Annotated in this window: 23 protein-coding genes; 8 read left to right on the top strand and 15 right to left on the bottom strand. The window is 48.5% G+C overall.

Features of this window, described 5'->3' with window-relative positions; translation table 11 throughout:
- Positions 1-24: 24 nt before the first annotated feature.
- The 9 genes from atpH to H6G89_RS13760 form a co-directional block, all read right to left on the bottom strand.
- On the bottom strand, positions 25-582 hold the full coding sequence (atpH, locus tag H6G89_RS13800; RefSeq protein ID WP_190507151.1) for an ATP synthase F1 subunit delta: 558 nt from the start codon (positions 580-582) through the stop codon (positions 25-27).
- Entirely contained in the window at positions 579-1,133 is a 555-nt protein-coding gene (locus H6G89_RS13795) for a F0F1 ATP synthase subunit B (protein WP_190507144.1), read from the bottom strand. The genes atpH and H6G89_RS13795 overlap by 4 nt, the downstream gene beginning before the upstream one ends.
- A 56-nt stretch (positions 1,134-1,189) precedes the next feature.
- Entirely contained in the window at positions 1,190-1,681 is a 492-nt protein-coding gene (locus H6G89_RS13790; protein WP_190507142.1) for a F0F1 ATP synthase subunit B', read from the bottom strand.
- Positions 1,682-1,850: 169 nt separating this feature from the next.
- Entirely contained in the window at positions 1,851-2,096 is a 246-nt protein-coding gene (atpE, locus tag H6G89_RS13785) for an ATP synthase F0 subunit C (RefSeq protein WP_088893994.1), read from the bottom strand.
- 168 nt (positions 2,097-2,264) lie between these two features.
- Positions 2,265-3,026: a F0F1 ATP synthase subunit A gene (gene atpB / locus H6G89_RS13780; RefSeq protein WP_190507140.1), complete on the bottom strand. Its 762-nt coding sequence runs from the start codon at positions 3,024-3,026 to the stop codon at positions 2,265-2,267.
- Positions 3,027-3,075: 49 nt separating this feature from the next.
- A complete protein-coding gene (locus H6G89_RS13775; protein WP_242059936.1) occupies positions 3,076-3,582 on the bottom strand; it encodes an ATP synthase subunit I in 507 nt (168 codons plus the stop codon).
- A gap of 60 nt (positions 3,583-3,642) precedes the next feature.
- Positions 3,643-4,842 (bottom strand): class I SAM-dependent methyltransferase, encoded by a 1,200-nt coding sequence (locus H6G89_RS13770; protein WP_190507451.1) that lies wholly within the window; start codon positions 4,840-4,842, stop codon positions 3,643-3,645.
- 215 nt (positions 4,843-5,057) lie between these two features.
- Positions 5,058-6,065 carry a hypothetical protein gene (locus tag H6G89_RS13765; RefSeq protein WP_190507139.1) on the bottom strand — a complete coding sequence of 336 codons (1,008 nt, stop codon included), beginning with the start codon at positions 6,063-6,065 and terminating at the stop codon, positions 5,058-5,060.
- A 130-nt stretch (positions 6,066-6,195) separates the two neighbouring features.
- On the bottom strand, positions 6,196-6,543 hold the full coding sequence (locus H6G89_RS13760) for a DUF4870 domain-containing protein (protein ID WP_190507137.1): 348 nt from the start codon (positions 6,541-6,543) through the stop codon (positions 6,196-6,198).
- 110 nt (positions 6,544-6,653) lie between these two features.
- Between H6G89_RS13760 and prfC the strand changes: the two genes are divergently transcribed.
- Positions 6,654-8,282, top strand: a complete 1,629-nt coding sequence (gene prfC, locus H6G89_RS13755) for a peptide chain release factor 3 (protein ID WP_190507135.1) — start codon at positions 6,654-6,656, stop codon at positions 8,280-8,282.
- An 863-nt stretch (positions 8,283-9,145) separates the two neighbouring features.
- On the top strand, positions 9,146-9,364 hold the full coding sequence (locus H6G89_RS13750; protein ID WP_190507132.1) for a hypothetical protein: 219 nt from the start codon (positions 9,146-9,148) through the stop codon (positions 9,362-9,364).
- A gap of 1 nt (position 9,365) precedes the next feature.
- Here the strand turns inward: H6G89_RS13750 and nadB are convergent, their stop codons facing one another.
- The 4 genes from nadB to H6G89_RS13730 all read right to left on the bottom strand — a co-directional run bounded on the left by nadB (position 9,366) and on the right by H6G89_RS13730 (position 13,737).
- A complete protein-coding gene (gene nadB / locus H6G89_RS13745) occupies positions 9,366-11,084 on the bottom strand; it encodes an L-aspartate oxidase (protein WP_190507130.1) in 1,719 nt (572 codons plus the stop codon).
- 154 nt (positions 11,085-11,238) lie between these two features.
- Positions 11,239-11,664, bottom strand: a complete 426-nt coding sequence (gene psbU, locus H6G89_RS13740; RefSeq protein ID WP_190507128.1) for a photosystem II complex extrinsic protein PsbU — start codon at positions 11,662-11,664, stop codon at positions 11,239-11,241.
- 161 nt (positions 11,665-11,825) lie between these two features.
- Positions 11,826-12,818, bottom strand: a complete 993-nt coding sequence (locus H6G89_RS13735) for an adenylate/guanylate cyclase domain-containing protein (RefSeq protein WP_190507449.1) — start codon at positions 12,816-12,818, stop codon at positions 11,826-11,828.
- 229 nt (positions 12,819-13,047) lie between these two features.
- Positions 13,048-13,737, bottom strand: a complete 690-nt coding sequence (locus H6G89_RS13730) for a DUF3120 domain-containing protein (protein ID WP_375539694.1) — start codon at positions 13,735-13,737, stop codon at positions 13,048-13,050.
- Positions 13,738-14,132: 395 nt separating this feature from the next.
- On the opposite strand from H6G89_RS13730, the gene H6G89_RS13725 reads away from it, so the two are divergent.
- The 3 genes from H6G89_RS13725 to H6G89_RS13715 all read left to right on the top strand — a co-directional run bounded on the left by H6G89_RS13725 (position 14,133) and on the right by H6G89_RS13715 (position 17,705).
- Positions 14,133-14,969 (top strand): undecaprenyl-diphosphate phosphatase, encoded by an 837-nt coding sequence (locus H6G89_RS13725; protein WP_242059945.1) that lies wholly within the window; start codon positions 14,133-14,135, stop codon positions 14,967-14,969.
- A gap of 109 nt (positions 14,970-15,078) precedes the next feature.
- The gene (locus H6G89_RS13720) at positions 15,079-16,398 is read left to right on the top strand and encodes a TIGR03279 family radical SAM protein (protein ID WP_199336701.1); all 1,320 of its coding nucleotides are present in this window, start codon (positions 15,079-15,081) and stop codon (positions 16,396-16,398) included.
- A 254-nt stretch (positions 16,399-16,652) separates the two neighbouring features.
- On the top strand, positions 16,653-17,705 hold the full coding sequence (locus H6G89_RS13715; RefSeq protein ID WP_190507124.1) for a DUF2927 domain-containing protein: 1,053 nt from the start codon (positions 16,653-16,655) through the stop codon (positions 17,703-17,705).
- Here H6G89_RS13715 and H6G89_RS13710 read toward each other — a convergent pair.
- Positions 17,702-18,832: an SH3 domain-containing protein gene (locus tag H6G89_RS13710; RefSeq protein ID WP_190507122.1), complete on the bottom strand. Its 1,131-nt coding sequence runs from the start codon at positions 18,830-18,832 to the stop codon at positions 17,702-17,704. The genes H6G89_RS13715 and H6G89_RS13710 overlap by 4 nt on opposite strands.
- Before the next feature lie 1,033 nt (positions 18,833-19,865).
- Here H6G89_RS13710 and H6G89_RS13705 point away from each other — a divergent pair.
- Both H6G89_RS13705 and H6G89_RS13700 read left to right on the top strand, forming a co-directional pair.
- Positions 19,866-20,516, top strand: coding sequence for a rhomboid family intramembrane serine protease (locus tag H6G89_RS13705; RefSeq protein WP_199336700.1), 651 nt, complete (start codon positions 19,866-19,868; stop codon positions 20,514-20,516).
- A gap of 442 nt (positions 20,517-20,958) precedes the next feature.
- Positions 20,959-21,495 (top strand): pentapeptide repeat-containing protein, encoded by a 537-nt coding sequence (locus H6G89_RS13700; RefSeq protein ID WP_190507121.1) that lies wholly within the window; start codon positions 20,959-20,961, stop codon positions 21,493-21,495.
- A gap of 35 nt (positions 21,496-21,530) precedes the next feature.
- Here H6G89_RS13700 and H6G89_RS13695 read toward each other — a convergent pair whose 3' ends face one another.
- A complete protein-coding gene (locus H6G89_RS13695) occupies positions 21,531-22,412 on the bottom strand; it encodes a pentapeptide repeat-containing protein (RefSeq protein WP_190507119.1) in 882 nt (293 codons plus the stop codon).
- Positions 22,413-23,394: 982 nt separating this feature from the next.
- Here H6G89_RS13695 and hetR point away from each other — a divergent pair.
- Positions 23,395-24,297, top strand: coding sequence for a heterocyst differentiation master regulator HetR (gene hetR, locus H6G89_RS13690; protein ID WP_190507435.1), 903 nt, complete (start codon positions 23,395-23,397; stop codon positions 24,295-24,297).
- The last annotated feature ends 67 nt before the right edge of the window (positions 24,298-24,364 follow it).

The following is a 24,364-nucleotide window of genomic DNA, read 5'->3' as shown; positions in this document are numbered from 1 at the left end:
GCACTCGAAATCGATTAATTAGATTCAAGCGGCACTGTTCAGGCGAATACCGATGCGTCGTAACTGACCACGCAGACTTGCATCGACGACTTGAGATCCAACTTTAATGATGACACCGCCAATCAATTCTGGGTCAATGCGAGTGTCTAACTCAACTTGTTGAGCACCCGTCATCGCGACAACCTTTTGGCGAACGGCTTCTTTTTGTTCGTCGTTCAACTCAACTGCTGAAGTGACGTCTGCCAATACAGTTTGTCTCAACTGACGCAACAACGATTGGTATTGCTTACAGACTCCCCGCAAGAAAAGAATGCGACGGCGATCGACCAGCACACGCAGAAAATTCAACACAAAAGGGTGAATGGTTTCTGAGGTCAACTGAGCCAACACGTTTTTCTTAGCATCGGCATTGACAAGCGGATTAGCCAAAAAATCTTCTAACTCAGATGACTCATCTAAGAGACTCAGGATGAAGCTGACATCCTCACCAAAGCGATCGACCAAATCGTTCGACTGGGCGACAGACATCAACGCCTGAGCATAGGGTTCTAAAACCTCAGAGGTGACTAGATTGCTGCTCATTGAGCACCTCCTAACATGGCAATACTCCGATCAATTAACTGCTGTTGAGCTTCAGGGTTTAAGCCCGACTGCAAACGTTGCTCAACCTGCTGCATCGCTAGTGCTACTACTCGCTGGCGCAACTCGCGAATCACCCGCTCCTGCTGAGAGGTTAAATCCTGCGCAGCCGTAGCTCTCATCCGTTCAATATCTTGCTCCGCCTGAGCCAGAATGGATGCTCTAGCAGCCTTAGCACTCTCTTCGGCAGCAGCTCGAATACGATTTGCTTCAGCTTGAGCCTGCGCCAGCTTTTGCTGTTGATCCGCCAGAGCGGCAGCGGCTTCTTTCTTACGCTTTTCAGCGTCTTCAATCGCGGCTTCAATCTTGGCTCGGCGATCGCCCAACGTTTTGCCTAAGAAACCACGACCGAAGTAAATTAAAACACCAATAATAATCAGAAGGTTGATCAGGTTGGTTTCAAGAATGTCAGAGTTAATTCCGAAACCACCCCCTTCGGCGGCTTCTGAGATCTCAGAAGCGGCTTCTACGGCTAGTAATAACACTGTCTGCATGACTTCTTTCTCTAACTGCGCTGGATGGTTGCTAACCTTTGATGGGGTTCATCAGTCTACCCAATCGAGACACCGCCCAACAGCTTGTCAAGAATTTGACGGCTGAGGGATTCTACCTGTTGCTCAAGCGATCGCATCGCCTCTTGCTTTTGTTGCTCTAACTCTTGCTGCGCCTGTTCTCGCTGCGCTTGCGCTTCGCGCTGAGCTTCAGCTACTTTTTCTGCCGCTATTTTCTTCGCGTCTTCCTGTGCTGTCGCAATTACCGCCTGAGACTGCCGACGAGTCTCAGCCAATTCTTGCTCATATTGCTTTGCTAAATTCTCTGCCTTTGACAATCGCTCCCGCGCATCCGTCAAATTAGTGCGAATGTAATTGTCGCGATCGTCCAATGCCTTACCAAGAGGTTTATAGAAAACAATGTTTAAAAGCACAACCAAGATGATGAATTGGAGCGCCATCAAGGGCAACGTCGCATCCAGATCAAACAACCCGCCTCCGCCCTCTTCGGCGACAGTCTCAGCAGCTAGCAAGATCGTCCAATGAATCATAGTGAGTTAACCCCTACTTCCAAACGGGGTGAATGACAAACGGGAGACAAGACATCAAATACGTGAACGGTCAAACAAGAGCAATGACCGATTGCAGAAGTTAGCCCACCTTGGAGCAAGGGGCTTAAGCCCCTTGTCCAACTGGGAATACTTCTAAAACAGAGGGAATTTAAGCGAATGGGTTGGCAAACAAAAGTACCAGTGCAACCACCAGACCGTAAATGGTCAACGCTTCCATAAATGCCAAGCTCAGCAACAAGGTACCGCGAATTTTGCCTTCAGCTTCAGGCTGGCGGGCAATCCCTTCCACAGCTTGACCTGCTGCATTCCCTTGACCAATACCAGGACCGATCGCACCCAAACCCACAGCGAGGGCGGCAGCTAGAACAGAAGCAGCAGCAATTGTTGGATTCATGATGATTTTTCCTACCTTAAATACAAATCAAGTCAGAGTGGACGTTATCAAACAAAGCGTTATGCACGCCTAACCGAGTTTCAGATTTAACCGATGTTCAGAGAGCAACGGCTAGCCCTGAGCCTCTAGAAAATTGGGGGATGGTAACATTCACCCCACTGGGGGACATCAGTGTTCCCCATGCTCTTCGCCATGATGTTCTTCCATCGCTTCACCGATGTAAGCCGCTGCCAGAGTCGCAAAGATCAGTGCCTGGATTGCACTGGTAAATAACCCCAATGCCATTACGGGTAACGGCACAAACAGCGGAACGAGAAGAACAAGTACCCCAACCACTAGTTCGTCAGCCAGAATGTTTCCAAATAGACGGAAACTCAGGGAGAGGGGCTTGGTAAAATCTTCGATGATTTTGAAGGGCAACATGAAAGCAACCGGTTGGACATAGTTGCCAAAGTAGCCCAGTCCTTTTTTGCTAAACCCAGCATAAAAATATGCAAGGGAGGTCAGCAGTGCCAGTGCCACCGTCGTGTTGATGTCACTGGTAGGAGCTGCCAATTCTCCTTCAGGGAGTTTGATCAGCCGCCAGGGCACCAACGCACCAGACCAGTTCGATACGAAAATGAATAGAAACAGTGTCCCAATAAACGGAACCCAGGGTCGATAATCCTTTTCGCCGATATTAGTCTTCGCCAAATCACGAATAAACTCCAGCGCATACTCCATCAAGTTTTGCGCTCCTGAGGGGACTCGCTGAATATTTCGAGTGGCTAAAACGGAAGCGATCAATAGCAAACCAATGGCAAACCAGGCAGTTAGAAAAACCTGCCCGTGCACCTTGAGATTGCCGATCTCCCAATAAAAGTGCTTACCAACCTCTAACTCGGCTAGGGGGAAGGCGTTGACAGCATTTAAAACATTCAACATTTCCATGCGAGAAGGTTTCCCCAGAATCTTGAAAGAGTGCTAGGATAACCTGAACCTAATTGGAATCAGGCAAGAGAGCGGTTCTTAGCATGTAGAAGATGACAGCAGCCTTATAGGTGAGGAATCCTAAAAAAATTGGCATGATTTGCAGCTGATCCCAACGGGATGCAACTAAAATAACTCCAATTAATAGGGCAAGTCGGGTTTTACTCAGACTTTGCTGTTCCCTACCCAGCCGCTCCACATTCCTAGCCAACATTCTCAAGTAAACCACACCTGTGCACGCTCCAATCAGATAATTCAGAGCAATGTTTAAGGAATAAAAAAGCCAGACAGATATAAAGACAACCCCGGTCATAATCAGGGTGGATTTTAATAAATCTTCCTGAAGCTTGTAATATTCCTGCATAGACGGATCTGCCTCTGGCAAAGAATTGCCAGTTTCAGAATTGTCTTCCACAGACGTAACTTCGAGAGGAGATTCTGGTGAGTTCACGGAATTAGAACCTGTCCAGAGTGTTGGCTGTTGTTGATGAACCGTTGGCTGTTCTTGATTAGCCATGATGATCATATCACTGACAGGTAACAATACTTAATGACATTCAAATGTTAGAAAACCAAATTACTTCTTAGCAGGAGTCAGCAGGATCAATTGCTGATTCAAAAGCGATCGCACCCCCTCCAACCCCAGTGGCACGTCAAAGAAAATTTCTTGAACGGTATGCCTTGCCTGATTTTGATCGCAGGCTTTGAGAAATTGCCACTCGGTTTCTGTCAAGTTGACCAGTTGATAGTCGTAATTAAATAAACAGCGACTATCCCACCCATCCATGCAGGGGTGACGCTCTGGAATGGCAGTCAGCAAAACCTCATCGGATGACCAATCGGCTTTAGGTAAAGGTTGTCTTCCTAGAAAAAATTCGTAATGGGTAATGGCAGACGGATCGAGTAACTCAACCAACCGATAGCGTTGGCGATCGCTCAAGCCTTTTGCCTGTTCCATCAACTCTGGGGATTTGCCGATCAACCGCTCTAGCTCCCATACGCGCGGATTGGAGAACCCGATAAACTCCAACCCAGCAGCATCAATCAAGTCAAATAACGTATTGATGTTATAGTCCGTCTCTTGGGGATGGACGTACATATCGGCAAAGCATTCGTCTCGCTGATTTTCCAGCGACCACCGCTCCTGTTCGCGTTTCACCAATCGGTTATCGGGGGGTAGCGACGCAAAGATTTCTCGTCCAATTTTGACCCCTTGGCGATAATCACCCCGCTGATCACCCTGAAGTAGAGCGATCGCCTGTTGCATCAGTTGGATCTCCCAGCGTCCTAGCTCGGCATACACAAAGATATGCATCAAGCCACCGGGGGCTAGCTTGGGAGCCAATGCTTGAATGCCACGAATCGGGTCAGGCAGATGGTGCAACACGCCGACACAGTTGATCAGGTCAAATGTGCCTGGAACTTGCTCAACATCGTAGAGACTGAGGTGATGAAACTGGGCGCGATCGGCTCCGGAGCGACGACATCGCTCTTGTGCCACCTCTAACGCCCCTGCACTGAGGTCAATGCCGACCACCTCGGCATGGGGATTAAGGTGAACTAGATATTCTGTGCCGACCCCTGTACCGCACCCTGCATCTAGAATCCGAACTTTGTCAGTCTCCGGTTTTTGCCCTGTACAAAAGTTGTAGGCTGCAACCCAGTTCCATCGCCAGTTGTAACCTGGAGGGGGTTCATCCAGCAATGGCTCTGGTGGAAAGGGATAGGTGTCATACAGTTTGGCAACTGCCGCACTAACGGCTTGAGGATCTGGCATAAAGCTGAAAACAGGGATGTAGGGAGTGGGGAGTGAAGGGGTGATGGGAAAAACAATGATCATTGACCATTGACCACTGACTAATAACCAACCCACTCAGAGCTTACAGTTATTAATCCATGACCACTAACGCATTCCTGAGTGTAGCGTTTCGTGGGGGCGATTGTTCTAACTCAACCGCTATTCCCTACTCCCTATTCCCTACTTCCTCTAAACTACGGTTGAATCACAAATGCACTTCTGACTTCTAAATCTCCGACAGCAAGCGGTTTCGTCATATCTACAACCCGCAATTCTTGAGCACGAAGCGATCGCATTTGTTCGACCTCACCCACTAATTTCGCGGCAATATCTCTAGCTGCTTGATCAGGAGACTTGATCGGACCAGGGCGTTTTTTGAATTGGAACATGACCTGGGTGGCAAATTGATTTTTCTGATCGTCACTCATCGCCGTCTTCACCAAATTGGGGATAACTTGCTTGGCGATTTGATAAAGCGTTGCCTCGGTCGGGGTCATTTTGGTTTGTTGGACATACGCATCCAAAACACCCAAAACACCCATCACCGCTTCTTGGGGTTGAAAGTTTTGGATTTGTCTTGCGACCAACAGAGCGATCGCCCTGGCTTGAGGGCTTAAAACCTTCGTCGGCACTAACTCTGGACTAAATTTCAAAATGGCTTGAGTTGCCAATCGCTCCAGCGTGTCTGGAGTTAACCTTAAACCCTTGATTTGGGGCAGAATCGTTTTGACGACCGGGTATAGCGCAGCCGGAACAACAGAGGGTTTGTATTGTTGAACATAGGCATCCAACACATTTAAAGCCTCAGCGACCCCCTTTTCGGGTGTGAAATTTGTAATTTGCTGATGCAAGTTTGCTGCCAGTTTTAAGGTGTCTGGATTGACCTGCCGGTTGAGAGCCGCCAGTGGATTAAACCGCGTCATCACTTCCTGCAAAATCCGCTGTTTAATCGACGCTTCATCCAAAGAAACATCTTTAAGTTGAGAGATTGCTGTCGTTGCTTCATTCAACGAAACCCCCTTTAGCGGAGGAATCGTTTGAGCGATCGCCGCCTCAGCAATTTTGGTCAGGCAAGCTTGGGTTAGAGGAGGTTGAAAGGCTTGAACATACCCATCAACCAGATCTAAAACCTGTTGGGTGACCTGAGTTGAATCAATGCCTAAAACTTGCTGTATCGCCTGGGCTGAATCGATGGTTGTCATGCCCGTTTCCCATTCATCACGAAGCTTCAGCCTAAGATACCCGAAGTTTTCATGTGAATGAGGCAAAGTAACGTTATAGAAACATTACAAATTGTTGTTTGGTAGAGAATTTTTTACAGTTGCGATCGCTCTACACAATGGCAAAAATGAAGGGATAGCGGTAAGGCTGGTCAGGACTGGTTGCCACAGCCACCATCGCAATGATGGGAAAAATAATGCTGGCAATCAATAGAATGCTGCCGAACAGCAGAGCTAAAGGAATGCCGACCAGAGAGATAAAAAGCACAAGAATGACAACTCCATAAATGATCAGGTTGATGCTAAAGTTAATCGCCTCTTTCGCATTCACCTGCACGATCGGGTCATTGGAGAGCAGCAGAATCAGAATTGGGATGGCGATCGCCACGACTGTAGGACTGAGCAGCGATGCTCCGTGACAGATCACCGATAAAAGCTTGCGTTGTTCCAACTCACTCATAAAGTTCACTGAATTCCTACTGCCATTCTGACACTTGTGGCGTTTGTCGTTATCCTTGAAACTAGGGCTTATGCTCTCTCCGCTTTATTGAATAACGCCTGAAATCCGGAATGCCTACTGAACTCGAATCTGAACTCCAGGAAGCCGTTGAAAAACGGCGAAATTTTGCCATCATTTCGCACCCGGATGCCGGAAAAACAACCTTAACTGAGAAGCTGTTGTTGTACGGAGGTGCGATTCATGAGGCGGGTGCGGTTAAAGCCCGACGGGCTCAACGACATGCCACTTCAGACTGGATGGAAATGGAGCAACAACGGGGAATTTCGATTACCTCGACGGTGTTGCAGTTCGACTACAGTGGCTTTCAGATCAACTTGCTGGATACCCCTGGACACCAAGATTTTAGCGAAGATACCTACCGCACTCTGGCGGCAGCAGACAATGCCGTCATGCTGGAGGATGCAGCCAAAGGTTTAGAACCCCAAACTCGCAAGCTGTTTGAAGTCTGCCGGATGCGATCGCTCCCGATCTTCACCTTCTTTAACAAGCTCGATCGTCCGGGACGTGACCCACTGGAGTTGATGGACGAAATTGAGCGCGAGTTAGGAATACAAACCTACGCCGTTAATTGGCCTATTGGCATGGGCGATCGCTTTAAGGGTGTGTATGACCGTCGCAAAAAACAGATTCACCTGTTTGAGCGCAGTGCGCACGGCAGCAAAGAGGCGGTTGACACCGTGGTCGATCTGGGTGACCCCCGCATTGAAGATCTGCTAGAACAAGACCTCTACTATCAACTTAAAGAAGAACTCGAAGTGCTGGAGATGGCAGGTTCTGAACTGGACTTAGATCTGGTTCATGCGGGCAAAATGACCCCCGTCTTCTTTGGCAGTGCGATGACCAACTTTGGGGTCGAGCTATTTTTGGATGCATTTTTAGACTATGCGCTCAAGCCTGCGGGTCGTCGCAGCACTAAAGGTGAAATCGACCCGACCTATCCTGAATTTTCTGGGTTTGTCTTCAAGCTGCAAGCCAACATGGACCCCAAACATCGCGATCGCGTCGCCTTCATTCGGGTCTGCTCTGGCAAGTTTGAAAAAGATATGGTGGTAAACCATGCTCGTACGGGTAAAAGCGTGCGCCTCTCCCATCCCCAAAAGTTGTTTGGACAGGGGCGCGAATCTCTGGATGAGGCATACCCCGGTGATGTCATTGGTCTGAACAACCCAGGTGTATTTGCTATCGGTGACACTATTTATATTGGTCAAAAATTAGAGTACGAAGGGATTCCCTTCTTCTCGCCGGAGCTATTCGCCTATTTGAGAAATCCCAACCCCTCCAAGTTCAAGCAATTTCAGAAAGGAGTAACAGAACTCCGGGAAGAGGGAGCCGTTCAAATTATGTACTCGGCAGACGAGTCACGCCGGGAACCGATTCTGGCGGCAGTGGGGCAACTGCAATTTGAAGTGGTGCAGTTCCGCCTTAAAAACGAGTACGGCGTTGAAACCCTGCTTGACCCCTTGCCCTACAGTGTGGCGCGTTGGGTTGGCGGTGGTTGGGAAGCCCTGCAAAAAGTCGGTCGGTTGTTCAACACGGTCACGGTTAAAGACAGTTGGGGACGACCTGTGCTGCTGTTCCGCAACGAGTGGAACTGTCAGCAAGTCCAGGGCGAACATCCAGAGCTAGACCTGCGGGCGATCGCCCCCGTTGTCTCTGGGCAAGAACCCGAAAAAATTTAGAGCATCAGCAGAGCAGCGATCACAACGCCTCAGATCCAGGTGCTTTACATTCAGGTGCCTGACCCTATCGAGTTGCTATGGCGATCGCTGCATATTTTTATCATTCCAATCGTAGATAGTTTTACGGAGTTGATCCGGGTGTACTATCCTGGACTAGCCGTAGCTTTACTGGCTTGGGCGAGAAAATTTCTAACTCCCCCCCTGTAGAGTAAGGAATAGATAGTCTCCAAAGCTATCCCCCCAACAAGAATCACTCAGGTAAACAACAATTGGGTTGTATGGTTACGAATACCTCTAGCATAAATTCTCTTGATAGAGTTGCGAGAAATCCCGTAGAGCCAGGGAACTCTATCTTTATCAAGCGTGATTCACTCTACGATTGTTGAGGGATTCAAAACACAAAAGCCTGTGATAGAGATTACAAGTCAGTTTATGAAATCTAGGTTAGAAAATATGTAAGCTTTGTTAAGACATCGTTTTATCTTTTTTATAAATTCCGAATTGACTCCGGATTTTACTGATATTAATTAGAGTCAAGCTAAAGGTGGGGAGCCAGTTAGAGACGGTCATTTAACTTAATTAATCTTCTGTTAAACAGACCTTTCAAAAACCTACAATCTAAGGCTATTTTCCTCTACAAGCCTTACTAGATATGTGTTCAGAGAGGATCGTTTTAGATAGTTAACCATCTATAAACCTACTTCCAACGAGTTTTTACCTGCTCAAGCTATTTCTTCAAAGGTAATTTATTAAATTCGTTAGTTTTGTAAAAATCTCACATAATTCCGCGTAACTACTGACACTTTGATTCTTCCATGGGTAGACTGAGCATACAGATGAGTAAATTCACTGGTAACAGTCCTATGAGCACCTTCCTCAAGTACATGAGCATTGCTGCCATGGTTACTGGTATGCAATTGGTTATTTCTAGCAATGCTCTGGCTGCCACTCAATCTCAGCTACCTTCGCCAGTGGATGCATCTACCCCTTCAAAGGCAGAGTTACAACTTAAGAACTCTACCTACACTCCGCCAGATGATATTGGTGGTCCCGATCGCACTCAAGGTTCCGGTACGCGATAGTTTAGTGACCAACTGGTTTAGACTTTAACCACTGGTGGTGGTTAACCAGGGTATGTACCTGCCAATCAGAATTTGTTTCAGGATAGTCTGCTCGATAGTGCCCGCCTCGGCTCTCCGTGCGAAATGCAGAACTTCTTAAAATCAGGTACGCAATATCTAGTAAGTTACGAGTTTCTCCCCATACCCGTGCATATCGACTGACAGCCGTATCACCGACATCTACTGCCTGACCTTGAGTCAGGTTGAGCAAGCTTTGACTGAGAGATAGCATTGCAAAGTCTTTGCGCCAATCTTCAATTTGTGCGATCGCCTCATCTAGCGATCGCTGTTCTCGGCAAATACCTGCACTTTGCCACACCAGTCGAGGTAGTGTTTGTCGCCAGGTCATAATCGCAGTTTGGTCGGCTTCCCACTGATGTTGAAAGACATCAGTTTGGGTTGCAGGAGGCACCTCCTGTAATGGCATTTGCTCAGGCAAGGTCAACAAACTTAACTGAGCCCCATACACTAAACATTCCAACAAAGAATTGCTGGCTAGACGGTTTGCACCGTGAACTCCGGTACTGGCATTTTCTCCAACAGCGTACAGTTGGGGAATCGTAGTCTGGCTTAAAGCATTGGTGGTAATGCCGCCCATCCAGTAATGCGCCGCAGGTGCAACAGGAATTGGCTCTTGAAACACATCAATTCCCCATTTTTGGCAGACCTGAATAATGTTAGGAAAGCGATGGCGAATTTTGTCCGCAGGAATGGGTCTGAGGTCGAGCCAGACATTGGCAGAAGCAGGATCAACCGCTGTCTTTTGCAGATGGCTAAAAATAGCACGACTGACAACATCACGGGGAGCGAGTTCTCCATCCGAGTGATAGTCGAAGGCAAACCGCTGCCCCTCCGCATCAATGAGGTGTGCTCCTTCTCCTCGTACTGCCTCGCTAATTAAAAAGCGAGGAGCACCGGGCTTGGTCAACGCAGTGGGGTGAAACTGCACAAATTCCAGATCGCGTAGCTCAGCCCCCGATCGCCATGCCATGGCTACTCCATCTCCAGTGCTCAGCTCAGGGTTTGTGGTTTGGGCAAACACCTGTCCCCCACCTCCGGTTGCCAGCACCACTGCCTTTGCCTGAAGCCAGACAAACTTGTTCTGATAAACGATACTCGCTCCCCTACATTGGGAGCCTTGCATCCATAAATCAAGAGCAAAGGCTTGTGAAAACACTTGAATATTCTCACGCGCTAGAACCTGAGCTGTTAAAGTCGTAATTACCGCTCGACCCGTTGTATCAGCCGCATGTAAGACGCGATGGTGAGAGTGAGCCGCTTCTAAGGTCAACGCCAAATCAGCACCCTTGCGATCGAAAGCAACCCCCATCTCAACCAGCGATCGCACACAACTGGGGGCACGCTCAACCAAGAGCTTCACGGCTTCCGGTTCACACAAGCCAACACCAGCCTTCAGCGTATCCTCCAGATGAAATTGAGGAGAGTCGTCTGGGGCGATCGCCGCCGCAATACCGCCCTGCGCCCAGTCACTTGCCGATAAGGACAAGGCATCTTTTGTGATTAAGCCCACTCGAAACTGAGGTGGAAGGCAAAGAGCAGCATATAACCCAGCCGCGCCTCCACCTACAACAAGGACATCAAACTGAGTCGGTAATGGTGAGTCTGGCAACTTTAAATCATCCGTAATCTGAATTGAGGTGGGTGCATTATACTCGCCCATCTCAATCTATAAAAGGTTTAGTCAAATGTAGAAGGTCAGCATTCGTCGGGTGCCTCTCGTGAGACATTTGAACCCAGGAATGCTGACCTTTGACCGAAGTACCGTCAAATTAAGTACGGTTAATCACGTTAAGTTCTTTTAATCGCGCTGAAAACTAACGATAAATACCGTTGTTAAAGCGATCGCCCCCTTCTACCAAAGCATCCTCAGGAGAGGTAGCTACAAAGTTGTCCAGATTTGCTTGGAGAATCTCCTTCTGGCGATCGGTCAACCCAGGCATATCAAACACATCTTCAATACTTTCAAACGGAGCGTATTTGAGAATCATCCGCGCCAGAGTGGGATACATACCGGGGTAATCTCTAAAGGCGCGTACGTTGGTATTGTTTAAGTCAATTTTGTTGCCCGTTGCCAACTTTTCACCAACGTTGTAGCGAGATTCTGCGATAACCAGTGTCGATTGACCAAAGGTTAAGGCATTCCAATTGGCTGCCATTGCAGGCTGAGGCAATCCAAGCCATCCCAGAGAACTGACAACTAATAGCCCCAATGCCATCAGCGCACCAACCAGTCGTTTCATTGATTTAAGCCCTCCCAATCCAATTGCTTATGTCTTTCAAAATCTATACACAGCACTTATTAGAGCCTACCACTTGAGGAGGGTGTTTTTGCGCCGACATAAATTTTGATTTAGGGGGATTTGCAACGATCGCATCTCGATCGCAAATGAAAAGGGGGAGTTCAAACCTTTTTGCTGGTTTGAAGAAAAGCATCAAGGTCAACAAAGGAGCAAGCATAGGTCAACATGGGCGTGTCATACCCCTTCATAATCACCTTGTGCTGCTTAAACAAATTGGGGTTTGCACCAGACTCCATCAGGTATTGATAGGTCGTTTCGCCCAGTGCCACATCTTTACCAATCTGCTTGGTGGAGGATTCCAACCGGAATGCCGCATTGACCGTGTCGCCCAAAGCGGTGTAATCGGGGCGATCGCCCGTTCCAGCATTACCGACCATGGCATACCCCGTATTTAACCCGGCTCCAACTCGCACCGGAAACGGCAAAGGATAACGCTCATGGAGTTGGCTGGTCATCTTATGCAGGGCACTCAAAGCGCGAGCAATGCGAACCATCTCCTCCGGGCTAACTCCCTGAGGTCCGTGAATCCACACCGCCATAATGGCGTCGCCAATATACTTATCAACCCAACTGCCATATTCACGGATGATGTCACCCGCGCAGCGAAACCAAGTGCCAATCGCCTCAGAGAGAATTTTTTCGTCAAGCTGGCGAGTCATCACCGTAAAATCACGGATATCGACTACCAAGACCGAAATTAACCGACGAACGTGAAGCGTGGCAGTTGCCGTAAATTCCTGAGACGACTCCATCCCAACCGAGGGATCGGTCAAATGTTCGACATCGGGGGAATAAAACTCCAGTTCGGTCTGCCCAAAGGTCAAGTGATCGCCGTTATGCAGCGTGATCGGCACCGTCACGCGACGACCATTGACAAAAGAGCCATTTCGACTTCCCAAATCAATCAGGTAAAATTCGCCCGTCTCCATTCGCTGTAACATCGCGTGGTTACGGGAAATCCAACGGTCAGGCAAGACAAAATTGTTGTCCTCCCCTCTACCAACAGTCCAACAATTGCTGCTAGTGAGTGAGAGGTAACGATTGCCTGACTCTGTACGGAGTATCAAGTGGGGAACGGGTTGTTGTGAAGTCACCACAGGCTAAGAAACCAGTAATCTTTCCCTATGATGCATCCTGAAGTACCTAGCTAAAGCTAGTGCAAGCCTGCAAACACTGAACGGTGTGATCCTTCATAGCAATCAAGCTGTGTCACTCGTATTCAGTGGAGCTTTGCAAGCGGATGACCTCTCAGGGATGCTATGCAGATGCCCTGAACAAATTTGCCACTAAATTTAGCCCAGGATACTCAAATCATATCCTTAGTTAGGCTAAGGTGGCAGCAATCCAAAATAAACCATCTACAAAGATGGTACTTAAAACTGCCCCTCCAAATGCCCACCAGTGTAACTGACTGGAGCGCAAAGGCAAATACCCTACGACCACCAAAATAATAACAAGTGCTGCTGCGGTTGCTATCCCCCAGGGGGTCTGAATTTGAACAATGGCTCCTTGGAAGATGGGTCGAGCCGCTTCTGGAGCCACCTGCATCAGCTTCCGCCAGTAGGGGATCAGGTCAACCACATAAAAGTAGGCATCGGTCAAAGCTGTGCCAAGTAGAGATCCTAAATAGAACCAGCCACCCACTTTACCCCATCCTCTTGCTAAACCAAACGCAACAAATGGTAGCCCAATCGCTTCAACAGGCAAGTGCCAAAAAGGCTCCCATCGTAACCAGCCCCAATAAATTGAACCCGCCAGCCATGTCCAGCTAAAGCCGATCAGCAGGTCTCCCCAGATGAAGCTAGCAGAGCGCGATCGCAGCCACAGACCCAGCCCAACAAAGCCTGGTGTTAGCCCCAGACTAAGCCAGGGAACCTCACGCACAAGGGGAGCCTGGATAAATACTGGGACAGAGACAAGGAAGACAGCTGCTGCCAGCATCCACCAAGTTTTATGAAAGCGTGCCTGAGGAATGGGTAGAGGCACTTCTTTTGAAGGAGCAAGGTATAGCAATGTTGAGAACGGTGAATAAAATGACAAAGGGTTTTTAATATCTTAAATTAGTTTACTTTTTTTAACATACCATATTTTATCCCCCCTGGGGGTATATCCATAATCCTATTACACTTCCTCCAGTTCAATTCATTACCATCAAAAAATCTCTCATCAGAATTGCATAGGAAGCCAAAAACTTTGCAGGTTCTTAACAAGAGGCTGCGTAGAATATAGGGGCTACTCCCATCCACCCCTGTTCAGTTGAGGAGAATAGTTAAGTGATAAGCCTTATTGATAGTGGTGCAGCTTATGGGGCACCGATAGTGATTGCAGCGGCTCAGATGCCCCCAGATCCCATATTGGGAACTGCGGCAACCGACATTCCCTCGACGGCTGCCTCCAGTACGGCTGTGATGAATTGGTTTCAAGCGGCGATTTTAGGAATTGTGCAGGGATTGACGGAGTTTTTGCCAATTAGCAGCACGGCTCACCTCAAAGTCGTCCCCGTTGCGATGGGTTGGGGTGACCCAGGTGTGGCGTTTACAGCGGTCTTGCAACTGGGGAGCATCGCGGCTATTCTCTGGTATTTCTGGTCTGATCTGACCCAGGTCACCGTTGGGATGACTCAAGCACTGATGCGATCGCAGTATGAGTCAAAAGATTTTCGTATGGGATTAGGCATCATTTTAGGAACGATCCCCATTGTGATTGGTGGGGTCTTGATCAAAGTGTTGATCCCCGATTTTGATCGATCGCCCCTGCGGAGTATGGCAGCGATCGCCACCGCCTCAATTGGGATGTCACTGTTGTTAGCGTTTTCAGAGTATGTGGGGAAACGCAAACGAACCCTGGACGATATTGGCACTCAAGATGGTATCTGGATGGGGTTCGCGCAGGCACTCGCCTTGATCCCTGGGGTCTCTCGGTCGGGGTCAACCCTGACCGCAGGATTGTTTATCGGGCTAGAGCGCGCTGCGGCTGCCCGCTATTCTTTTTTACTGGGCATTCCCGCGATCACGATCGCTGGCTTAGTTGAACTCAAGACCCTGTTAGAAGTTGGGGTTCGGGGGGCAGAGCTATTACCACTGGTGATTGGAGTCATCACCGCAGCAGCCTCTTCCTATGCGGCGATCGCCTGGTTGCTGCGCTATCTGCAAAACCACAACACCTGGGTCTTCATCTGGTATCGGTTGGGCTTTGGAATTGCAATTTTGGGGGCGATCGCCGCTAATTTAGTGCAAAACGTTTAGTCATAACCTGGACAAGATTCCGTTCGGTTAAGCGATGAATTCTGCACAATGGATAAAGAACTTGGTCACTCTGCGGCTGGGTTAAGCATCTATTTCTTGTGTGTCAATCATGACCATTCATCCCTCTGTCATTTCACGTGTGTTGCCTGACTCGATCGCTGCTGAGATAGGCTTTGAGGTGGGCGATCGCCTCGTTGCGATTAACGGGCAAGCTCCGCGTGACCTGATCGATTACCGATTTTTGTGCGCGGATGAAGTGTTAGAGCTTGAGGTGTTGGATGCGAAGGGGCAGACTCACCACGTTGAGATTGAGAAAGATTATGACGAAGACCTGGGGCTAGAATTTGAGACAGCTCTGTTCGACGGATTGATTCAGTGCAATAACCGTTGTCCCTTTTGCTTTATCGATCAGCAACCTCCGGGTAAGCGGGAAACCCTGTATCTCAAAGATGATGACTACCGCCTTAGCTTTCTCTATGGCAGTTACCTGACACTAACCAACTTGACGCAACGCGAGTGGGATCGGATTGCTCAGATGCGCCTCTCGCCCTTATACGTCTCAGTTCACGCAACGGAACCTGAAATTCGTATCCGGTTGCTCAAGAACCTACGGGCAGGTCAGATTTTGGATCAATTGCGCTGGTTTCAACAGCATCGTCTCCAGATTCATGCTCAGGTGGTGGTGTGCCCCGGCATTAACGATGGAATACATCTAGAGCAGACTTTGCTGGATTTAGCCGCCTTTCATAAAGGTGAGGTACCTACGGTCGCATCGATCGCTGTAGTGCCAGTAGGGTTGACACGATTTCGCCCAATGGAGGATGAGTTGATCCCCGTAACCCCAGAGAAGGCACGCGAGGTGATTGCTCAAGTACAAGCGTTGCAGGCGAAGTTTCGTCAACAGTTTGGCTCAACCGTTGCCTGGTTAGCCGACGAATGGTTTTTGATTGGCAGACAGGATTTACCGCCAGAGTCTCACTACGAGGACTATCCACAGATTGGCAATGGGGTGGGATCAATTCAGCAGTTCCTCAAAGAGTTTGCAACAGCGGCGAAACGACTGCCCAAGCGAGTCAAATCTCCTCGTAAGTATGTGTGGGTCGTGGGTAACGCCGTCGAAACGGCGTTTCAGCCCATTCTAGAGCGATTAAACAAGGTGGAAGGGTTGACCGTTGAAATGGTGGCGATCGCCAGCACCTACTGGGGGCAGGAGATCAGTGTAACCGGGTTGCTGACCGGGCAGGACGTTCTACAAGCTCTAGAGGGGCGAGACTTAGGCTCTGGGGTGATTTTGCCGTCACTGATGCTAAAACATGGCGATTCACGGTTTTTGGACGATATGACTGTTGAGGCGATCGCCGCACAGCTCAACACTTGTGTAGTTCCAGTAGACGGGATTGAAGCCTTTATCGAAGCTCTCGTTCGATAGGAGACGAGTGGGAGAAGGGCTTAGAAACTGGAGCATGGAGAGTAGGCAAGGGTTTCCTTGCTAGGGCTACAACCTGTGAACTGCCATTTTCGATCGCCATAGTCCAGTTGAGACAGTGTAATCGCGTCGGGTGTATCGGCTGCGGTTCATTGCCAAGATGAATGCAGGCAGACCTTCACAGACAGAGTATTTTTTTAGTATAAATGTACCAGTTAAGCTCTTTTCAAAAGAAATCTCGCATTGCCTCCAGAACCATGCACCTCAAATCACGGTGGGCTATTTTATTGGTGACTGTGGCGTCCAGTTTGTTGAATCTGGGAATCCCCCTTAGTGCTTCGGCGCAAGAGGCTGTTTTAACAGCACGAGATCCCCGCAGCGAAATCAACGTTCGCACTGCTCCGTCTACCCAAGCTGCATCACCCGCCTTTGGGCTAGTGGGCGATCGCGTCGTGGTATTAGGTCAAACGCAGGGCAGAGATGGCTATCGGTGGTACCAAGTGCGATTTGCGGGATCTGAGGTTGAGGGATGGATACGCGGCGACTTTGTGACACTTGTGACATCTACTCCTTCCAATCCTGTTTCTCGTCCCCCTTCTAGTGCTGCGGCTCAGCCCGATCGCCCCACTACCGGGTACAGTCAGGAACAAATCAACTACTTTTTAGAGTTGGCGTTGGGCAGCGAATTTGGCGATTCGAGTGGAGTGGTTCGCAAGTGGCAGGGAGATGTCCGCATTCAGTACTTCGGTACACCAACGCAAGAAGATCGGAGAACCTTAGAAATGGTCATCGCTGAAGTCAATGCCTTGACTCATGGCACGATTCGATTGCAATTGGTGGATAGCCGTCCCAATGTCGAGATTTATTTTGTTCCAGAATCGAGCTTTAGCCGCTATGAACCTAACTATCGACCTCGTAATTTAGGGTTCTTCTGGACTTGGTGGAATGATGACAGCATCCTCGACCGCGCCCGAATCTTGATCAGCACGGATGGGGTAAATCAACGGGAGCGATCGCACCTGATTCGGGAGGAGCTAACTCAATCACTCGGCTTGATGCGCGACTCCCACCGATATCAAAACAGCGTCTTTTACCAGGGTTGGACAGACGTGATTCAATACAGTGATCTAGATGAAACCGTCATCTCGATGTTGTATCGGCCTGAAATTCGACCCGGTATGACGCGATCGCAAGTTGTAGCAGCCCTGACCAACCTCAGGTTGGCGCAGCAGAGGCCGCCATCTGGAATGCGCGATCGCCTACCCCTTGATTTTTCACTGCCAACGATATCTCTCGTCAGCGATGACTAGTTCACCCACTCTGACGAAACCCACAGACCATTTGCCAGCTGAATCCATCCGTTTTGGATACGTCCGGTCGTTCTGAGTAGCGTTCCATCTGGATAAATCATGGCAACGTCAAAGCGAGGACTGGGGCCAAATCGAGCGTTGAGGGGATTACCATTCGTCGCAACGGTCACTGTGTTTGTACCACTGCCCCCTCCAGCACCAAAATTAGCTTGACCAGGCGATCGATTCACCCAACTTGATGCAATCCAACCCCCATTCGACAGTTCGAGCCACCCGTCCGATGTACGACCACTGACGCTCACGATCGCACCGTTTGCAAGCTCATCAATGACATTAAAGTCGGTTCCCGGACCCGATCGAACGTTGAGAACATTTCCGTTGGTAGTCACGCGCACTTGCCCTGCACTCGTCGGAGATGGTGTTGTGCTACCAATGCTGCGATCGCCACTACCACCTCCGCCACTGGCTCTCACCCAGTTGGCTGCAACCCAACCCCCCTGCTCTAGCCCGACCCAACCATTAGAACGCCGACCATTTGTCCTGACGCGGGTGGTATTGGGCAGGGTGCCAATCACGGATGCGTCGCTATTTGGAGCCGAGCGAATATTCAGTGGGCTGCCATTCGTGGCAACGGTGACAAAGCTCGGATTGCTGCCACTCTCAGATACACGATTGGGATTGGCAGGAGTGGGACGATTGGTCGTGTTACCAACGCTGGCGACGCTGCTACACCTTGTGTTGGGGGCATACACTGCGCCACTCAATCTCAACGCCTGTGCTGTCGCAGGGTCAACTTTAAGGGTAGGATTCAAGCCATTGCGGCGTTGAAAGCTACCCACTGCAAACTCAGTTTTGCCACCAAAAATACCATCGACTCCACCGACTTCATAGCCCCGGCTCTGGAGGGCAGTTTGCACATCGCGCACTGCCGGACAAGTGTCTCCACGTTGAACAATTGCCTGTGCCTCTGGTGTAGCCATGAATACTGACAGTGCTGCCACTCCGGCAACCCCTAGCCCAACGGCAGACGCAGGTTTAATGCCCAATTCCTCAAGCGATCGCAGTTGATAGTGAGAAATAGGGTCTTCACAAGCAACCGCTACATAAATAAATGCCAATGTCTCCATACGTGTTTCCTCAGATGAGTTCTTCAATAACCTGAGCTTGGAATAAGGATTTTGGCGGTTGAAACCAAAGCTATAGCAACTGTCGAGACAGTTAATATAAGGGGGTGTGGGGCTGTGCCCCAGCCAGGGGTTCCACCCCTGCACTCCGTCCTAACCAATCCCTCGGTTGCTATATCAGAGCAAAACCAACCTCCGCCGATTCAACCAATCCTTGTTCTGTAGACCGAAAATGAATCTGGTTTTCATAGTGTTTGATGGCTTAACTCAGCTTCACTAATATCTGAGCTATGCCGAAGTCTCACGCCAAAGTCCACACATTGATTTGCAAAACTCTTACCCCAAACGGGCATTCCAATACGATCTTTTTTCGATAGTAATCGAGTTATTTAATTAACCAAAGAGTTACTGAGAAATACTGAATAATACTGAACCATACTGAATTATTCAGGGTTGAGGAAGAGGTTATGCTGAATCTGAAACGTTTGTTTAAAAATTTTCTCTGCACTACACAATATTTTTGGAAGGCAAATCATTAGGTGTTAAATTCTGTCTTTAAAAAGACTCAGTCCTACTTCTAGAAATGCGATCGCCTTAGATGACACTTAAAAGGTAAGAAAAGTAGGACTCCTTGCCTTGATCAGGTGGGCAAAGCGTGTATAGCAGTTCTAAATCGATCGTGAAACCTACTCTTTCATTCGTCATTTGTCATTTGTCAATTTGTGTATGACCAGCAACGATTGACCATTGACCATTGACCATTGACCATTGACCATTGACCATTGACCATTGACCATTGACGATTGACCATTGACCATTGACCATATCTCAGACTTCTTCACAAATCAGATAGGACTGCTATATAACAACAAACAGTTGAAACTGTTGCAAACATCTCCTGCAATCGAGCCTTTCTCACATTGTTTATAAAAGTCAAAGAGAGATTTAGGACTTCGCCCCTTGTTCTCGCACATCAAATAAGACTGCTATAGATGATTTCTCAACAACAAAACTGCTGTAAATTGGTTTAGCAATTTTGTTAGAACAAACCACAGTGAATACGAATAATCCATTACAACCCCTCTGGCGATCGCTTGAGTCAGGAACAATCCCTCCAACCATTCAACTACAAGCTCAAATTTTGCTGGGATGTCTCGCCGTGCTTTGGGGATTGGAACTCGTCGATAGCCTTTTGTTACGGGGGGCATTCAACAGTTTTGGAATTCGTCCCCGCAAACTGATCGGATTACGAGGCATTTTGCTCGCGCCTCTGTTACATGGCAATCTCCGGCATTTAGCCGCAAACACCGTGCCGTTTCTGATTTTGGGTGGGCTTGTGATGCTCCGTGGTTTGAATGATTTTCTGATCGTGACGGCAGTTGCCTGGTTGGTCAGTGGTACTGGGGTATGGCTTTTTGCCTCACCTCGCTCAAATCATATTGGTGCTAGTGGAGTTGTCTTTGGCTATTTTGGTTTTTTATTGCTGAGGGGCTACTTTGAGCGGAGCTTGATTGCGATCGCCATCTCCATCCTGGTCGGTTTGCTCTACGGCAGTTTGATTTGGGGAGTTTTGCCAATCCGTCGAGGCGTATCGTGGCTCGGACATTTGTTTGGATTTGGAGGTGGTGTGTTAGCGGCTCGGTATTTATTGGAACTAAAGAACTGGGTGATTTCGATCACCTATTAAGGTGTATTCTGTCACTCTCTTACAGATACGACTATCACAAAAAATGGGTTACAACATCACTTGTTATTGAGGGGTGGGTCACATATTAATTGACCGATTGGAGGAAATATAGAACTATGGCGATCGCTATACCCTAAAAAGAACCCTCTTTGACCCAGCCTTTATGAGGATGCTAGCTATGCTCCCTCAACCTCATCCCAAACCCAAGCCGTCTATGAAACGCAAACTGAAGACCAACCCGTTTACAACCTACCGTGATCCCAAAACAGGACAATGGTTTGTGGTCAAACCTATGTCCTAATTGGCAGTTATAGATGTCTACCGAAAACGTTACAAATTCTGCGGTAATTACTGAGATAATTCCGCCTATTTTCGTATCAAGGAATACCTGATTTATCTCCACTCGGCTGAATAAAGAATTGGACTCTTAGGCCGTAGTGTTATGGAAAACTCAGATCTCAACCATTCAATCTCTGCTCAATTTGTACAGCCAGAGGTAAGGCAAACTAGCACCTCCTCTGAGGCGATAAGTCCCGTTTCGGCTCCCTATATCCTGGCTCAGTACGCCAAAGGCAAGCGTACCTTCACCCGTGTTGTCTTTAGGGCAGGGCAAATCAAAGTTGTCGCTCCTAATCTAGAGCAAGCCGATTTTGCTGGGGCTTGTTTGATGGATGTGGGCTTAACTAGCAGTAATTTAGAGAAGGCTAATTTTAATAGCGCAAAGCTCAACCGGGCTGATCTCAGTGCCACCAACCTCAGCAAAGCTAATCTGAACAAAGCCAACCTGAATAAAGCGAACTTGAGCCGCGCTGATCTCAGTGGGGCGTGTTTGATTGGGGCTGATCTGAGTGGGGCTAATTTGAGTGCCGCTAATCTGACTCGGGCAAACCTAACTAATGCCGACCTATCTAACGCTGATTTAAGCAGAGCAGTTTTTGATCAGACGATCATGCCCGATGGCACCCTCATGACATCGTAAGTTCAAATCATCAGTTCAAAAGGGGCAACCCCCTCTCACTCGTGCACACTACCATCAGGCATCGTCACCTGACTGAGATCAGCCCCCTCTAGAGTTGTATTCTCTAAGTGGGCATCTTTAAGATTGGCACCACTGAGATTAGCGTCTTGAAAGTTGGCATCACTCAAAACAGCACTGCTCAGGTTGGCTCCGCTTAAGTTAGTACCCGTTAAATCAACATTGCTCAGTTTGGCGCGGTTGAGTTTGGTGCCTACCAGAGTCGCCCCAACCAACGTGGCCCCAACCAACGTAGCATCACTCAAATCCGCCCGGTTCAGTCGAGCGCGGCTTAAATTTGCCTCATTTAAGGTCGCCTCGGTTAAATTAGCCCCCATTAACCGAGCCTCGCTCAAATTCGCCTGGCTTAAATTCGCCTGTTTTAGCTCGGCTCGGCTCAGCTCGGCTCGGCTCAAATCGGCATGACTTAATACTGTGCTGGTTAGATTTGCGCCACTCAAATCAGCCCCTAACAGATTGACATGGCTCAGGTTTGCCCCACTCAGGTTGACCCCACTCAGATCTGAGCGATTAAGTTGGACATCACTCAAATCAGCTCCACTTAGATTTGCGCCACTAAGATAGGCTCCAAACAAATTGGCAGAACTCAGATTTGCATTACTCAAATCAGCCGCATTGAGTTCAACCCCACTCATATCAGCGTTGACAAGAGTGGCATTATGCAGATTTGCCGCTGTCAAATTAGCCCCATGAAGAATGACCCGTTGCAAATCTGCCCCACTGAGGTTGGCTTCGCTCAGGTTCATCTGGTTTAAATTTGCGCCGCTAATGTCAGGTATGACAGTTGGAGTATCTTCCCGCCATTGATTCCAACTATTCACACCCTGTTTCAGTAGACTGAGATGTTCCTCATTTGCCATAACAATTGTGTCTTAAATCCAATTTACGACCTGGTGTTAAAGCCCGATTTTGATACTCCTGATACTGCTGTTGCAGCTTGGACTGAGAAGACCGGAAGCGATCCAGTTAACGTCTCAAGAGGATAGTATCGTAAATTTGGCGAAAATCTGAGTGCAAAGTGAGCAACCTATAACGGGCACTCAATTGCCGATTAGGGCAGCCCTTACTAACTCTATTACTTTGGCTGTGCTTAGTATCCGTAAACTTGGTATCTGCGACTGGGGCTGATGAACTCCATTTGGGGATCTTCCTGATGGAGATTTGCAAGCTCCGTAACAAGGGGGTAGATACTTTGAGACGGAACTTTGCTCATGTCGATTTCTACCCCAATTCTTTCAGCAATTCTGCTTGTTGCTCTACTCATTCTGAATAATTCTGAAAATCAGAACTGTGGCTCCGAAAGTGTTGCATCTGGCGTTTCATATAAAAGACAACTAGCAGAGTCCGGAAATATTCATCAGCCTTTGTTTCATCGGGGTAGTGGACGGCGTACCTCTTGCACGTCTTGAGCTCTGTTTGAGTTAAATTTTGGCAATTGCGGCTGGGTTCGGTTAATTTAGGTGCAGATTAAATTGTTATGAAAGGTTGAGCTACGCATTAGAGGGGTTGAGATCGGTAGAAGGTTTAGATACGGAGGGTGTCCGATTCTACTTGGCTGAGTAAACAGCCTCCCAGTCTGCATTAGGGATCAGTAACATCACCGGATGAGTCTTGTGTCGGCTTAGCCCAAGCCTCAAAAAAAAGTTAGTTTTACTGTTGACTTCAATCAGTGGGTAAGCAGAAATTATTGTGTGTTGAGAAAAATCAGCATCTAAGCTGTGCCTGAAGTATCAGGATGATCTAAGCTAAGGGTATTTCAGAACAAGGCTTTAGACCGATTGAGAGATGGCTTGTTCTCTCAGTACAAAACAACCGTTCATCATATTTGCGATCGCACCTAAAATGACCAACGACCTCGATCTGATTAAACGCCTCAGCCCAAGTGCAATGGATCAGATCATGCTGTACCTCGCATTTAGTGCAATGCGAACTGGCGGGCATCGACACGGAGCTTTTTTGGATGCAGCGGCAACGGCTGCAAAATGTGCCATTTACATGACGTATCTGGAGCAGGAGCAAAACCTGCGGATGACGGGGCACCTGCATCACATTGAGCCAAAGCGCGTCAAAGTCATTGTTGAAGAGGTACGGCAGGCGTTAACTGAGGGCAAGCTGCTCAAAATGCTTGGTTCTCAAGAGCCACGATACCTGATTCAACTTCCCTATGTGTGGCTGGAGCAATATCCCTGGCAACCGGGAAGACCCCGTATCCCTGGGACTAGCCTGACTCAAGATGAGAAACGGCAAATTGAAGAGAAACTTCCTTCTAATTTGCCCGATGCTCAGTTGATCAATGCCTTCCAGTTCATGGATATCATTGAATTCCTGCATACCCGTGCTCAGGAGGATCTGCCGGAGGAGCGGAAGTTACCTCTCAGTGAGGCGTTAGCAGAACACATCAAACGCCGCCTGATTTACTCTGGGACGGTAACTCGGATTGATTCTCCCTGGGGAATGCCGTTTTATGCGCTGACGCGAGCTTCCTACTCGCCAGCAGACGAAGAAGAGCGTACCTACATCATGGTAGAAGACACGGCTCGCTACTTCCGAATGATGAAGGATTGGGCAGATCGGCAACCCCGCGTCGTGCGAATTTTAGAGGAATTAGATGTACCATCTGATCGCATTGACCAGGCATTAGAAGAGTTAGATGAGGTGATTCGAGCCTGGGCAGATCGCTACCATCAAACCGGCGGTGACCCTGTGATCTTGCAGATGGTCGTTGGTCCTAAAGCGGATGCATAGAGTAACCTTGGGGTGGGAATGGGTGAGTGGATCGCCTACGATGTGAACAGGTGATGTCAGCCGATGA

The sequence above is a fragment of the Oscillatoria sp. FACHB-1407 genome (genome assembly GCF_014697545.1).
Classification (GTDB): Bacteria; Cyanobacteriota; Cyanobacteriia; order Elainellales; family Elainellaceae; genus FACHB-1407.
The sequence above is the reverse complement of the archived record's forward strand: the minus strand, read 5'-3'. Positions and strand labels throughout refer to the sequence as shown.

Coding starts and splice junctions, on each gene's coding strand:
- atpH (WP_190507151.1), bottom strand. CDS start 582: ATGAGCAGCAATCTAGTCACCTCTGAGGTTTTAGAACCCTATGCTCAG.
- H6G89_RS13695 (WP_190507119.1), bottom strand. CDS start 22,412: ATGGCAAATGAGGAACATCTCAGTCTACTGAAACAGGGTGTGAATAGT.
- H6G89_RS13715 (WP_190507124.1), top strand. CDS start 16,653: ATGCACCTCAAATCACGGTGGGCTATTTTATTGGTGACTGTGGCGTCC.
- H6G89_RS13775 (WP_242059936.1), bottom strand. CDS start 3,582: ATGGCTAATCAAGAACAGCCAACGGTTCATCAACAACAGCCAACACTC.
- H6G89_RS13720 (WP_199336701.1), top strand. CDS start 15,079: ATGACCATTCATCCCTCTGTCATTTCACGTGTGTTGCCTGACTCGATC.
- hetR (WP_190507435.1), top strand. CDS start 23,395: ATGACCAACGACCTCGATCTGATTAAACGCCTCAGCCCAAGTGCAATG.
- H6G89_RS13760 (WP_190507137.1), bottom strand. CDS start 6,543: ATGAGTGAGTTGGAACAACGCAAGCTTTTATCGGTGATCTGTCACGGA.
- H6G89_RS13700 (WP_190507121.1), top strand. CDS start 20,959: ATGGAAAACTCAGATCTCAACCATTCAATCTCTGCTCAATTTGTACAG.
- prfC (WP_190507135.1), top strand. CDS start 6,654: ATGCCTACTGAACTCGAATCTGAACTCCAGGAAGCCGTTGAAAAACGG.
- H6G89_RS13750 (WP_190507132.1), top strand. CDS start 9,146: ATGAGCACCTTCCTCAAGTACATGAGCATTGCTGCCATGGTTACTGGT.
- H6G89_RS13710 (WP_190507122.1), bottom strand. CDS start 18,832: ATGGAGACATTGGCATTTATTTATGTAGCGGTTGCTTGTGAAGACCCT.
- H6G89_RS13790 (WP_190507142.1), bottom strand. CDS start 1,681: ATGATTCATTGGACGATCTTGCTAGCTGCTGAGACTGTCGCCGAAGAG.
- H6G89_RS13765 (WP_190507139.1), bottom strand. CDS start 6,065: ATGACAACCATCGATTCAGCCCAGGCGATACAGCAAGTTTTAGGCATT.
- atpB (WP_190507140.1), bottom strand. CDS start 3,026: ATGGAAATGTTGAATGTTTTAAATGCTGTCAACGCCTTCCCCCTAGCC.
- psbU (WP_190507128.1), bottom strand. CDS start 11,664: ATGAAACGACTGGTTGGTGCGCTGATGGCATTGGGGCTATTAGTTGTC.
- H6G89_RS13770 (WP_190507451.1), bottom strand. CDS start 4,842: ATGCCAGATCCTCAAGCCGTTAGTGCGGCAGTTGCCAAACTGTATGAC.
- H6G89_RS13795 (WP_190507144.1), bottom strand. CDS start 1,133: ATGCAGACAGTGTTATTACTAGCCGTAGAAGCCGCTTCTGAGATCTCA.
- H6G89_RS13725 (WP_242059945.1), top strand. CDS start 14,133: ATGAATTGGTTTCAAGCGGCGATTTTAGGAATTGTGCAGGGATTGACG.
- nadB (WP_190507130.1), bottom strand. CDS start 11,084: ATGGGCGAGTATAATGCACCCACCTCAATTCAGATTACGGATGATTTA.
- atpE (WP_088893994.1), bottom strand. CDS start 2,096: ATGAATCCAACAATTGCTGCTGCTTCTGTTCTAGCTGCCGCCCTCGCT.